We start from the raw sequence: 12,803 nt of genomic DNA on the forward strand, positions 1-12,803 counted from the left end.
CTGTTTAAGTTTCGGTGAAAACTGATGGCATGGCTTTCCTGCAAATAATCAGTACTTTATCGCCATTAGCTATTGTTGTGGCAAAAATATAGGTGTCGCCTCCTTCTTTCAGTTTCGTTTTCTTGCGTATATCGGCTACCGATAGAGGGAAATTGCGAGTGGTTATGTTTGCCTGTCCCAGATTGGAAAGGTGTTCTTTGATGTCCTTCTTGCTTAAGCTGCATATGTTTTCTACAGCAAATACTCTTCCCTGAAAATCCCCGATAAGGGAATCGGAAGTGTACAGATGGCTGCTCGGATGTAATTTGGATAAGGATAGTTTTTCGCCTATTATTTTATAAGCTCCCGCTTTCAGTATAGAGGCATTCGGTTCGTAGAGGTACTTGCCAGTTGTTTCGGTATATACGGGCTGTGCCGATTGCTCTTCCTCTTTGTAAAACGAGAACCTGTCCGTCTTGTCTTTCTTTATATTCACGCAGTGAAATTGAGTCTTATTGGCTACAGCTTGTTTAACGAACAGCAACTCTTTTACTTCGTTGTTTACACTGACAATATGCACATCGGAAACATTGGACAGCGAACTTAAAGCAAGCGATATGTCCAACATTGGCGATAGTTTTATCATTACCGTTTGTCCTTTTTGTTCCAACAGTTTCTCTATTTCCAGTATATTGGGCGTGCAGTCTTCTATCAATACCGTTTTCTTACCGCTATTATTGCGGCGTGCAGGGTCGATATAGATCAGGCTGGCAGGTTGCATCTTTTGCAGATAATCTACGCCATCTTCGTTTATGGTTACTGCATTTTGCAATCCTAATACTTTAAAGTTGTGGGTAGCTGTAGTTGCCAACTCTTCCTGCTGCTCTACATATATGGCTGTATCGAAATTGTGTGCCATAAAATAGAAATCAATGCCCATTCCTCCGGTGAGGTCGGCCATAGATTCTCCTTTACACAGCGAGGCTTTGTAAAGTGCCGTTTGTTCAGATGAACTTTGTTCCAGAGAGAGGTGTTTCGGGTAAATAATGTGCCGGTTGGCATACCATGCCGGTATCTTATGTCTGGCTATCTTCCGTCCTGCAATCTGGCGGATGGCTGTTTCTATATCTATATCTTTGAATTTTGCAGCCTGCAAGGCTAAAGAACTGATGTCGTCATTTTCATGTTCTTCTACGAAGTCTGTCAGGGTAGGGGAGAGCATTATTTCGTCTTTAGTTTTATGAAGTTGCTCAATTCACTGCCTTTTTTGGTAGAGTCGGGAACAATGGTCGTTACCGTGTCGGTCTGCGGCAGTATCCTCATTCTGCGGCGATGGAATAAGTCGTTGAGGTCGTCAAAGTCTTTCTTATATATAATACCTATACCCTGTGTGTTGGGCGATTTATCGCTCCGGGTATAATAATACTTCTCATTGTAATGGTTATATGCTTTTACGCGCCAGGTTCCGGCATTGTTGAGCAGGTATTCGATGTCTACATCCGTTATCATAGCTTCTTTGTTGATGTCGCTACGATAGCCGAAGTTTCCGTTTATAAGTAGCCGGTCGTTTAGTAGCTGGCTCGATAGTATAAGCTCGGCCTCTGTATATGTGAGGTCGCTATCACTATATCTGATATTCGTACCTAGCTGCCACCTGTCGTCTATCTGGCTTACTATCTTGGTGAGTTGGTTAGACAGCGTAGCCGAAGCTACTGCGGCAAAGTCTGATGTCTGGGTACCCGGTACGGCATAGCTTGGTGCTTTAAACTTGGAGAGTATCAGCAGGTAAGCCACTTGCTTGTTTATCTCGTCTTCGGTATTTATAATGCTTTTCAACTGCCGTTCTACTTCCGGGTCGGCAGAAGGGAATGTGATATCGAGCCCAACGTTGGGATGCCTCAAGGCTCCTGTAAGGTTGAGAACGCAATTGACCGGGACGGTAGTTTGTCCCACTTCCTCGGCCAACTGGCTGTCTAAGTCGTGCAGGCTGGCATTTAGTTTGTAGATAGCTGTAACATCAAGAATGGCTTCGAACGGGTCGCCTCTGAATTGTACATTACTGCCTTCCTGTATCGAGAAACGCCGCTCCATCAGCCGTTGGAAGGTAAAGTTGTAGCTTCCACGCGCAATGTTGTAAGTACCATACAGTCGCGGAGAGTTCTTGGTATTCCAGTTGAATTGCATCCCTCCGCTACCCGATCCTCTTAATACATCGCCACCTACGGGGTCCATCACCAATTCTACAATGGCATCGGGGGTTGCATCTATATAGAAGTCCATATTGATATCCATGTCTGAATCGGTCTTTAATGCCAATTTGGGTTGCGGGGCAGCAGGGGTTTGAACAGAGTCCTTCCTTGTGTCCGATGTGTATGTAATGAATGAATACTCGTTGATGATTTCTTCCATGAAGTTCATCCGCACTACAGTCTTGTCTTCTGTCCGCATCCTGATAGCTACATCCACGGCACTCTCATTGCCTCCTATAGAGCCGTTTCCACTGCCGAATACTTTGCCGTAGAAATATGGGTTTTGGGCGGGAGTGGTATTGTAGAGCAGGAAGTTCTCGGCTTTCAGGTCTACCTGGTACATAAAGTCGTGGAAGAAGTCGTGTGATACTTTACCGCTGGCTTGCGCCTTATTACCGTACTGGTCCGAAAGTATGATGTCGTTGAAATATATCAGGTCTTTTTTCAGATATACGGTATCTGTAAAGTTGTATCTTGTATTGAGGAAGCTGATTCCCAATCCGCCATCTCTGATGAAGGCTTTACCTTCTACGGTCACATCCGAAAAGTTGCCAAACAGGTGCACCTGTCCGCTTCCCCGTCCGGTGATATTGTCAAATACGGCTTCTGCATATTTGTTCAGGAAGCTGATGTCGAGGCTGTCGGCGTCAAAGTTTATCGACAAACCTTGCTTTATGGGGTCGAGTTGCCCGTTTACTTTGGTCAGCTTACTTTCTTTACTTACAATCAGCCCATCGAGATCCAGCACCTTAGTAGTCTCATTGAGTTCGCTAAACAGGTTGAGGTTCCCTAATTCGGTGCCGTTGAACTTAAAATCATCTACGTCCAAGCTTATATTTGCATACGGATTTCCCTCAATAGATGATGCACGCAGGCTTCCGGTTGCATATCCACCAAACTGCAAGGCATCGATAGCTAATGTTTGGAATATGTATTCGAGGTTGATGTTTTTCAGATCGGTTTTCAGTACATCTCTCGTTTGGGGAGAATATCTGCCGTTGATTTTTATCTCCTGATCGCCATTTTCGTTATACACATAAAAATTGTTGATGGTGAAAGTCCCGTTGTTTATCTTTATGTTCGATTTTTCCATCTTCCAGTTAGCGTTATTGAGCAGCAACTCGCTGGGATAGGTATCTATGTCTACTATCAGAGGGCCTTTATCTTCTTTGGCAAAGGAGGTGGAAATGGAAAAATCGCCCTTTGCTTTTTTCTCTCCATCATTGATCAGCGAGATATTGGTATTTATCTGGTTGTCTTTTATACTGGAATTAATAGCTATGTCGTTTACCGATTCTTTCTTGCCTAATATCAGCGCATTGATTCGGCTCTCCAATGTTTCATCGGGATTCCGAAGTGCTACATAGCCCGAACGTATATTCATCCCTGCTGCTTTTATCGAAGGGGTAAATATTTCGAGCTTGAACTTATCGCGGATATTGTCGTAGAAGCCGATTATCTTAGCTTCGCTCAATACTGTAACGGGTAATTTGAAGGCTTCGCTCAGTTTTTCGGTATTACCGATTTGCAAATTGAAAGTGAATATGTTTGTTTTGTCATCGGGCTTCTTCTTCTCGTTTGGCTTTATCAGGGCTGGCAAGTAGGGGCTTAGGGTTTGTTTTACGCTGTTGACCAGTGTTGTAAAGCTATATATGCCTTCAATCTTTCCTTTGAGTACATCGGATGTGATATTCATATTCCGGTTGTTTTGGTCTCCGGTAATTTCCATAAGAAACTTCTTCATCTGGAAATACTTATCATCTCTTATGTAATCTAAAGAATCTAGCCTGATATACCCTTCGGCATTGTCAATATCTTTCCCTTTGAAGTCGGCATCTATATTGAGCGACAAATAGGTGTTGTGCTCGTTGCCCAATAGGTTGAGATTGTTGAGGTGTACGTTTTTCAGGCGGGCTTTAAATACCATATTCGGATTGTCCTTGTCTGTCAGGTCGAATAAGCCATTTATAGCCAACAGCCCATTCGGGTCGTCGAGGTTGATATTCCCGTCTGCCTTCATCCCGTCGTAGTCAATATCCAGATTGATATCTTTGTAAGTATAGTTCTTGTACTGTAAATCGTATACATTTCCTTGTGCCGACCCTCTTAGCTTGCCGTATTTGGGTTGCTCCATGTCTACAGACAGATTTAAGGAGGCGGAGCCCAGGTTGTTATTTCCGGTCAGCTTGCCTACTTCAAAGTCGGTAGTATATATTTTCCCTTGTATATGTGTTTTTACATTGGCTTTAGGGTTTAGCCCAACCAGTACATCTGCTTTTACTATACCGAGGTCTGTTTCGAAGCTGCCAAATGTAGTGAGCTGTTTCAGGTATCCCGATATATCGCCCTCGAAAGAAATTGTACCCAACCTTTTCAATGTTTGGGGCAGTTGTTTTTTCTTGTCAGAAAAATTGTTGAGTATGCCTTCCAGTTCATCGCTTGTTACCATTAGCTTGTCTACACTACCCAGTATATAGGTCTTATCAGGAAAGCGTATGTCTTTTATTTCGGCATTCGATATCAGTTTCAGGTTTTTTCCATAGAACAGCGAGAGATCTTTTATATCCAGGTCGTCGATGTTTCCCGACACTTCGGCTTTTAGGGTTACAGCATCTTTGAAATACTGTAGAGCAGGAGAAAGTGCGGCAATGTCTTTTGGGCCTATTTTCGACTCTGCAATTTTCAGGTCAACGGTGGCGTAATCCATTATTTTTGCCGTGTCGCTTGTCGGGGTGAGGTCTAATTCACACCTTTCCAGTTCGAGATGCGAAGCCGGCAGATCCAGCTTAAATCCACGTATAGAGTATTTTTTCTCTTGAGACATAAGACGGAAAACCAAGTTTGATATTTCCAACCCGCTTTTTTCTTTCAGGCTGATTTTCTTTACCTGTATATTCAGCGAGTCTTCGTGTAGCGACCGTAATGTCAATTTAGCATGTAGGTCGGAAACTTGTATGTGGTTGGGGTCGAACGCATTTTCTTTCGCCTCTTTGTCTTTTACGTCATAATAGAAATTGCCGTCTATTACATTCACCGAATTGATGGCAAACTCTATCTTCTTCGATGGTTTATCATCTTTCGGTTTGAAAGCATCTATAATATACTGAATGTTGAGCGGAGAATCGGAAGTTTGCTTCGATAAGCGTATCTCAAAATCGGACAACCATGCCGAGGTGATTACGATCTTGCCTTTCAGCAGAGAAAATAAATCGACATCGGCTGATATCCTATCAGCCAATAATATTCTCTCGTCCGACTGGTCATATAAATATACGCTATCCAGGGCAATCGTGCTGAATGGCTGAAACTGAAGCTTGCCTATTCCCAATTCGGTATTCAGTTTCGACTTTAATTCCTTTTCTATCTGCTCTTTTGCATATTCCTGAACGGCAGGTACATTTAATAATCCAAATAACAGCAAAACCAGAAAAGTGGCTGTGCCGAGAATTGAAAGAAATATTTTCTTAAACTTTTTTATGGTTTCCTGATTTTTTAGTGCTTACAAAAATATCAAAAAAAAGCATTTTCAATGGCAGATTACCGAAGTAATCATCTCAGATTCCTTATCAATTAAGATTATTTATAAAAAACGGAAGGTTTTTACATTGGCAGGTATAATTAGTTAATAAACTGCGAAAAGAACAGGAAATATATAGTTAGTATTACGATGTAAATAGAAATCTTTGTTTTTTTACTACTTTTGTGCCTTATTAGACTAGACAAATCCGATGAGTGAACTGGAAAACGAAATTGAAAAAAGGCGTACATTTGCGATAATCAGCCATCCCGATGCGGGGAAAACTACCTTGACCGAAAAGCTTTTGCTATTTGGTGGAGCCATACATGTGGCAGGAGCCGTAAAATCGAATAAGATAAAGAAAACAGCCACATCCGACTGGATGGAAATAGAAAAACAGCGTGGTATATCCGTTGCTACATCGGTAATGGGCTTCGACTACGACGGCTACAAAATAAATATATTGGACACTCCCGGTCACCAGGATTTTGCCGAAGACACTTTCCGTACTCTGACCGCTGTAGACAGTGTAATAATAGTAGTAGACTCGGCAAAAGGTGTGGAAATGCAGACCCGCAAACTGATGGAGGTTTGCCGTATGCGCCATACTCCGGTGATGATTTTCGTCAATAAGATGGACAGGGATGGAAAAGACCCGTTCGATCTTCTCGACGAGTTGGAAGAAGAACTTAAGATAAGCGTTTGCCCCCTGAGCTGGCCTATAGACAGTGGGCAGAAATTCAGGGGAGTATATAATATATTCCAGGAAAAACTTGATCTCTATACGCCTAGTAAACAGACGATAACAGAATCAGTAGAATTTAAAGATATAAGCAGTCCCGAACTGGAAGGGTATATCGGCGACAATTTAGCTGCCAAGTTGCGCGAAGACATCGACCTTATCGAAGGTGTATATCCGCCTTTGAATATCGAGGATTACCTCAAAGGTCAGATTGCCCCTGTATTCTTTGGCTCGGCGCTGAATAACTTCGGGGTGAAAGAATTGCTTGATTGCTTTGTGCAAATAGCACCATCGCCTCGTCCGGTAGAAGCCGTAGAACGCATTGTAAAACCGGATGAAGAAGCGTTTACCGGATTTATATTTAAGATACATGCAAATATGGATCCTAACCATAGGTCGTGTATTGCCTTTGTTAAGATCTGTTCGGGCAAGTTTGAGCGTAATGTGAACTATAAGCATGTGCGGCAAAACCGGATGCTTAAATTTTCGTCACCTACTGCTTTCATGGCACAGAAGAAAGAAACTGTAGACGAGGCTTTTGCCGGCGATATTGTCGGCTTGCCCGATACCGGTAACTTTAAGATCGGCGATACGTTAACATCCGGAGAGAACCTGCATTTCAAAGGCTTGCCGAGTTTCTCGCCAGAGATGTTCAAATATATAGAAAATGCCGACCCGATGAAGGCAAAACAATTGCAAAAAGGTGTAGACCAACTGATGGACGAAGGTGTAGCCCAGTTGTTTACAAATCAATATACAGGACGCAAAATTATCGGTACAGTCGGTCAGTTGCAATTCGAAGTTATCCAATACCGCCTGTTGCACGAATATGGTGCACAGTGCCGTTGGGAACCAATAAGCCTTTTCAAAGCCTGTTGGATAGAGAGTGATAATAAAGATCAATTGGCTGAGTTTAAGAAACGTAAAGCCCAGTATATGGCGTTCGATAAGGATGGGCGCGATGTTTTCCTTGCCGATTCGAATTATGTATTGATGATGGCTCAACAGGATTTTAGCGACATCAAATTCCATTTCACATCGGAATTTTAACAATATAAGATGACAAAAATAAAGCTGGTTATTGACGAGAAGTATCAGGATATTGATGGGTTTATTGAAGATTTACCCATGTCTTTCCTACAATCGGGGGAGGTTGTCTATTCGGGACGTAATATCATAAAAACATTTGATGTGGGCGACTTCAAATTGAATGTAAAGTCATTCAAGAAGCCTTTGCTTATCAATCAGATAGCTTATGCGACAATACGTAAGTCGAAAGCCGAACGGTCGTACCTTTATGCTCATATGCTGAAAGAGGAAGGCTTTGAGACACCCGACCCGGTGGCGTATGTGGAACTCAAACAGTATGGTTTGCTTAAGTATAGTCTGTATATTTCCATACATGGAGAATTTGATGGCATAATGCGCCAGTTGGTGAATGGCACTTTCGACCAGCATAAGGAGTTGATACGGCAGTTTGCCATATATACAGCTCGATTGCACGAAAAGAATATATTGCATCTGGATTACTCATCCGGCAATATCTTATATAAGATGAAAGGGGATGAATATATCTTCTACCTTGTTGACCTGAATAGAATGAAGTTTGGAAAACCGATAAGTCTTGAAACGGCATGTTTCAACTTTAGGCGTCTGTGGGGAAGCGATGAAATGATCGCTTATATAGTTAAGGAATATGCAAAAGCACGCAACTTCAACGAGAAAGCGTGCCTTGAGAAAACATTCGAGTATCGCAAACGTTTTTGGGATAGTTTCAGAAAGCAATATCCTGGTGCCACGCCATATATAGGCTAAAATCTAATAAGTTATGAGAATAGGTTTTGATGCGAAACGCGCTATATCTAACTTCACAGGGCTAGGCAACTACAGTCGTTTTGTAATATCCAACCTGATGAAGTACTATCCGGAGAATATCTACAAATTGTTTATTCCCCGTATTCCCAACCATGACATCGGTGCTAAAGATGAGGTGAGGAATAATGAAAAGGTGTACTCCATAAAGAATACACGCCGTCCATTCTGGCGTACCATTGGCATTGTAAAAGACATAAGGAATGAGAACATGGATTTGTATCACGGGCTTAGCAACGAGTTGCCTTATAATATAAGGCGTACAGGTGCTAAAAGCATTGTTACAATACACGATCTCATATTCTTGGTGCATCCGAAGTTTTATTCTCTGGTAGACAGGACAATATATAATATAAAGGCTAAATACGCCTGCAAGTATGCCGACAGGATAGTTGCCGTGAGCGAATGTACCAAGAGGGATATTGTAAGGTATTATGATATCGATCCTTCGAAAATAGATGTCGTATATCAGGGCTGCTTTCCCATATATAAAGAGCATGCCGATGAAATGAAGAAACAGGAGGTAAGGGATAAGTATGGTCTTCCCTCAGAGTTTCTGCTTTCGGTGGGCAGTATCGAAGAACGTAAGAATATCATGTTGGTTGTCAAGGCAATGAGGCAAATTCCGGATATACATTTTGTCGCTATCGGCAAACGAAGGGAATATGCCGAAAGGGTGATGGCATACGCCAGAGAGAGTGGATTGGCCGATAGGGTACATCTCATAAGTAATGTGCCGCTGACCGATTTGCCGGCCATTTTCCAGGCCGCTACGTTGTTTGTCTATCCATCACTATACGAGGGGTTTGGCATACCTATAATCGAAGCTCTCAATTCCGGATTGCCGGTTATCGGAGCAACCGGTTCGTGCCTCGAAGAATCGGGAGGCCCGCATTCCGTATATGTCAATCCGCACGACGAAAACGAGCTTGCTTATCATGTCAATCGCCTTTTGACTGATGCCGAAGCAAGGAAAACGATGATTAGGGAAGGATTAAACTATGTCAAACGCTTTTCCGACGAGCGGTGTACTTCGGCATTAATGTCGGTGTACAAGTCCTTGCTTTGAGAAAGAACTCCCTGGCTGCCGGCAAATCGGAGTGTTGTTTTATGTAAATAATGCCGATTTGCGATTGATAATATTATTCTAAAATGAAAATAGAAAAGACAAATGCTGTGCGCATACTCGACAAGCATAAGATAGGCTATCAGCTTATCCCTTACCAGGTAGACGAATCAGACCTTAGTGCCATCCACGTAGCCCGGCAGTTGAACGAGCCGGTAGAACAAGTATTCAAAACATTGGTGCTCAAAGGAGACAAAACAAGCTATTTTGTCTGTATCATACCCGGCGCGGAAGAATTGGATTTGAAGTTGGCGGCCAAAATATCAGGGAATAAAAAATGTGACATGATACCTATGAAAGACCTGTTGGCGACAACCGGCTATATACGCGGAGCCTGTTCGCCTATAGGCATGAAAAAGCAGTTTCCTACATATATCGACAGTTCGGCGTCAAACTATCCCTTTATATATATCAGTGCAGGCAAGAGAGGATTGCAAATACAGCTCAACCCGGCCGATTTGATAAGTTTGCTGAATATAGAAGCGGTAAAGCTTACGGGTGCTTTATAAGTTTTTCGAATACAAAGCCCTCAAAACCCAATACTGGGCGTCTGTATCCATTACAAAAGGATATTCTACCCATTCGTTGAGCGACAAAGATAGTTTTCCTTCTTTTTCTTTATATATGCCCGTCTTCATCCCACCGGCATCAATCATTATACCTAGCTTTTCTACAATCCGGTGTATATTCTCTTTTTCTACAATTTCCATAACAAGGATATCGCCATTATGAAAATTAAAACCTTCGGGCATACTTTCCTGGTTTTCTACTTCCAAAGCTAACAATTTAAGCTTCGAACTACTGGGTACAACTATATAAGGCAGTTGTGAAAAAAAACTGTCATCCTTGTAGTGTTCCACATAATCGTTAATATATAATGCAGGAATATATGGTATCTTTTGTAGCTGTTGTGCTATTTTTAGCTTCTCTGTTTCCAACACCAGTTCGGCATTGTAGTGCAGAAGTTCGTTTACCGAAAGGTCTTTTTCGATGAAGTCGGCAAGTGGTATGCCAAAATATTTAGCAATCCTGACGATAACCTCTATTTTCGGTTCGGCCCTAAATTCCTCATACGAAGATATATTGCCCCGTGTAAGCTCGAATAGATCGGCAAAAGCCTGTTGGCTCAAGCTTCTCACATTTCGTATCTTTTTTATATTTTTTCCTACTTGTGTCATTTTTTTTTTTTTGCTAAAAATATTTGCAAATTAAAATTTCTTTAGTATCTTAGCTAAAAATATTTGCAAATATAATGGTTTAAATGAAAAGCAAAAAGTTAAAAATGAAAAACAGGTAATTGTTTTATTTTTATAACCAAAAATATTTTTCACTTTTAGAATCTTAATTCTTTATTTTTCACTCTTAATTTAAATATTATGTATTTCAAAAAAATAGAGTCTTATATATCAAAGCTAGGTTATTCCGTTTCATATCAGAACGAAAAACAAGGAATTTTCCTTATCGAGAGCGAAGCTGACGGAATAAAAAACCTGATAATCGGGGTTGCGCCTCCTGTTCTGATTGTGGAGCAATTTATCTTCGAACTCAAAAGCGATGATAAAGAAATCTATAAAGCATTGCTGAAAAAGAACCGCGATATAATACATGGAGCATTTGTGCTCGACGAAGAGGGGAAAAGGGTTATTTTCAGATACACAATGCAGATAGAAAACCTGGATATGAACGAATTTGAAGGGGCATTAAACTCCCTGGGATTATTGTTAAGCGAATATTACGAACAGATTATAGAATTTTCAAAAAAATAGTATTATGAACATTTTTAAGAGACTATTCAGAATTGGGCAGGCTGAGATGCACGCTGCCGTAGATAAGATGGAAGACCCTATCCGTATGACTGAACAAGGAATACGCGAAATGAGAGAGGACTTGAATAAAGCTGTAGAATCGCTGGCGCAAATAAAAGCGATGGCTATCCGCGCCAAAAATGATAAAACAAAGAAAGAGACTGCTGCTCAGGATTATGAAACTAAAGCTATACTGTTGCTCACAAAAGCTCAGAAAGGCGAATTGGATATGGAGCAGGCCGAAAAGCTTGCAAAAGAGGCTCTTGCTTTGAAAGAAAACCTATTGAGCGAAGCAGAAGCATTAGCAGGGCAGCAAAATACACACGAAAATGCCGCAGCCGAAATACAGAAGAATATCGAAGTGCTCAAGTTTAACATTACCAAGTGGGAAAACGAGCTGAAGACCCTCAAGTCGAGGATAAAAGTCAGCCGTGCTACCAAAGAGGTAAACAAGCAGATGGCGCAGATAGATAGCAACAGCACCGTGAGTATGCTCGAACGGATGAAAGAGAAGGTGGAAGAGGAAGAAGCTCTCGCGCAGGCATACGGCGACCTAGTTGACAAAACGGCATCTATCGACGAAGAAATAGATAAAGCCATCGGCGGCGATTCGGGTAAGGTAAACCAGGATCTCGACGAGCTGAAGAGAAAGCTGGGAATACTGTAAACTAATTGGCAAATTTGAAAATTCGTGAATTTTACAATTAATTTGCTAATCTGTTAATTTTCAAATTTGCTAATTGCTAATTAATATTTACTTTTGAACCTTTATACACTATGACCGAACTCTTACATAGCCTGACTCACCCTGTATCAAATGCTGTGATGACAGCTGTAATGGGGGTAATTACAATCTATTGGTTGATTGCAATGATAGGCGGACTTGGATTTGACGCGCTCGATTTCGATGTCGAAGCCGATGTAGACGTTGATGCCGATATGGATATCGACGGGGATGTGGCATCGGGAGGAGCCGGACCCTTCTTCGAATTGCTTAGTTTCGTAAATGTCGGCAAAGTACCTTTCATGTTCGTTGTCACCATGTTGATATTCTTCATGTGGATAGGTTCGCTAATCACCACATCGCTTTTCAATATGGCATCGTGGGGGGCATGGTCGTTGCTTATTTTGATACCCATAGCCATCATAAGCATATTTATTACCAAGGTGGCTACACAACCATTTGTCAAAATATTTAAAGCAATGGGATATAAAGGAGAAGAAGAAATAGACTTCTTAGGGCGTTCGGGCAGGATGCTGTCAACTATCAGGGACAAGAAAGTCGGTGTAGCCGAAGTGCTTGTAGATGCCAACCCAATGAAAATAAATGTGGTGAGTATCGACGGGCAGGAGATAAAATACGGCGACAGCGTGATAATTGCAGACGAATCGGACGATAAGAGGATATACTATGTGAGCAAAGAACTCAGCATAGATAATTTTTGAACACACACAAAGATGATATGTATAATAATGGCATGCATTGTAGCGTTTGTTATATCCCTATATGAGG

At 41.7% G+C, this 12,803-nt stretch carries 10 protein-coding genes; 7 read left to right on the top strand and 3 right to left on the bottom strand.

Annotation, left to right across the window (positions count from 1 at the left end; translation table 11 throughout):
* Positions 1–4: 4 nt before the first annotated feature.
* Positions 5–1,201, bottom strand: coding sequence for an SAM-dependent methyltransferase (locus tag D0T57_RS04440; protein ID WP_163271296.1), 1,197 nt, complete (start codon positions 1,199–1,201; stop codon positions 5–7).
* Positions 1,201–5,649: a translocation/assembly module TamB domain-containing protein gene (locus tag D0T57_RS04445; protein WP_255490490.1), complete on the bottom strand. Its 4,449-nt coding sequence runs from the start codon at positions 5,647–5,649 to the stop codon at positions 1,201–1,203. The genes D0T57_RS04440 and D0T57_RS04445 overlap by 1 nt, the downstream gene beginning before the upstream one ends.
* Positions 5,650–5,956: 307 nt before the next feature.
* On the opposite strand from D0T57_RS04445, the gene D0T57_RS04450 reads away from it, so the two are divergent.
* The 4 genes from D0T57_RS04450 to ybaK all read left to right on the top strand — a co-directional run bounded on the left by D0T57_RS04450 (position 5,957) and on the right by ybaK (position 9,994).
* Positions 5,957–7,537 (top strand): peptide chain release factor 3, encoded by a 1,581-nt coding sequence (locus D0T57_RS04450; protein ID WP_163271298.1) that lies wholly within the window; start codon positions 5,957–5,959, stop codon positions 7,535–7,537.
* A gap of 9 nt (positions 7,538–7,546) precedes the next feature.
* A complete protein-coding gene (locus D0T57_RS04455; RefSeq protein ID WP_163271300.1) occupies positions 7,547–8,302 on the top strand; it encodes a lipopolysaccharide kinase InaA family protein in 756 nt (251 codons plus the stop codon).
* A gap of 13 nt (positions 8,303–8,315) precedes the next feature.
* Positions 8,316–9,428: a glycosyltransferase family 1 protein gene (locus D0T57_RS04460; RefSeq protein WP_163271302.1), complete on the top strand. Its 1,113-nt coding sequence runs from the start codon at positions 8,316–8,318 to the stop codon at positions 9,426–9,428.
* 83 nt (positions 9,429–9,511) lie between these two features.
* Positions 9,512–9,994 carry a Cys-tRNA(Pro) deacylase gene (gene ybaK, locus D0T57_RS04465; RefSeq protein WP_163271304.1) on the top strand — a complete coding sequence of 161 codons (483 nt, stop codon included), beginning with the start codon at positions 9,512–9,514 and terminating at the stop codon, positions 9,992–9,994.
* Here the strand turns inward: ybaK and D0T57_RS04470 are convergent.
* The gene (locus tag D0T57_RS04470) at positions 9,989–10,663 is read right to left on the bottom strand and encodes a helix-turn-helix domain-containing protein (protein WP_163271306.1); all 675 of its coding nucleotides are present in this window, start codon (positions 10,661–10,663) and stop codon (positions 9,989–9,991) included. The two genes, ybaK and D0T57_RS04470, sit on opposite strands and share 6 nt — an antisense overlap.
* Before the next feature lie 198 nt (positions 10,664–10,861).
* Between D0T57_RS04470 and D0T57_RS04475 the strand changes: the two genes are divergently transcribed.
* The 3 genes from D0T57_RS04475 to D0T57_RS04485 all read left to right on the top strand — a co-directional run bounded on the left by D0T57_RS04475 (position 10,862) and on the right by D0T57_RS04485 (position 12,736).
* Entirely contained in the window at positions 10,862–11,251 is a 390-nt protein-coding gene (locus D0T57_RS04475; RefSeq protein ID WP_163271308.1) for a YbjN domain-containing protein, read from the top strand.
* Positions 11,252–11,255: 4 nt separating this feature from the next.
* A complete protein-coding gene (locus D0T57_RS04480; protein ID WP_163271310.1) occupies positions 11,256–11,957 on the top strand; it encodes a PspA/IM30 family protein in 702 nt (233 codons plus the stop codon).
* A gap of 110 nt (positions 11,958–12,067) precedes the next feature.
* Positions 12,068–12,736 carry an OB-fold-containig protein gene (locus tag D0T57_RS04485; RefSeq protein ID WP_163271312.1) on the top strand — a complete coding sequence of 223 codons (669 nt, stop codon included), beginning with the start codon at positions 12,068–12,070 and terminating at the stop codon, positions 12,734–12,736.
* Positions 12,737–12,803: the final 67 nt, after the last annotated feature.

Source organism: Dysgonomonas sp. 511 (genome assembly GCF_010501105.1).
Classification (GTDB): domain Bacteria; phylum Bacteroidota; class Bacteroidia; order Bacteroidales; family Dysgonomonadaceae; genus Dysgonomonas.

Coding starts and splice junctions, on each gene's coding strand:
- D0T57_RS04440 (WP_163271296.1), bottom strand. CDS start 1,201: ATGCTCTCCCCTACCCTGACAGACTTCGTAGAAGAACATGAAAATGAC.
- D0T57_RS04450 (WP_163271298.1), top strand. CDS start 5,957: ATGAGTGAACTGGAAAACGAAATTGAAAAAAGGCGTACATTTGCGATA.
- D0T57_RS04455 (WP_163271300.1), top strand. CDS start 7,547: ATGACAAAAATAAAGCTGGTTATTGACGAGAAGTATCAGGATATTGAT.
- D0T57_RS04460 (WP_163271302.1), top strand. CDS start 8,316: ATGAGAATAGGTTTTGATGCGAAACGCGCTATATCTAACTTCACAGGG.
- ybaK (WP_163271304.1), top strand. CDS start 9,512: ATGAAAATAGAAAAGACAAATGCTGTGCGCATACTCGACAAGCATAAG.
- D0T57_RS04470 (WP_163271306.1), bottom strand. CDS start 10,663: ATGACACAAGTAGGAAAAAATATAAAAAAGATACGAAATGTGAGAAGC.
- D0T57_RS04475 (WP_163271308.1), top strand. CDS start 10,862: ATGTATTTCAAAAAAATAGAGTCTTATATATCAAAGCTAGGTTATTCC.
- D0T57_RS04480 (WP_163271310.1), top strand. CDS start 11,256: ATGAACATTTTTAAGAGACTATTCAGAATTGGGCAGGCTGAGATGCAC.
- D0T57_RS04485 (WP_163271312.1), top strand. CDS start 12,068: ATGACCGAACTCTTACATAGCCTGACTCACCCTGTATCAAATGCTGTG.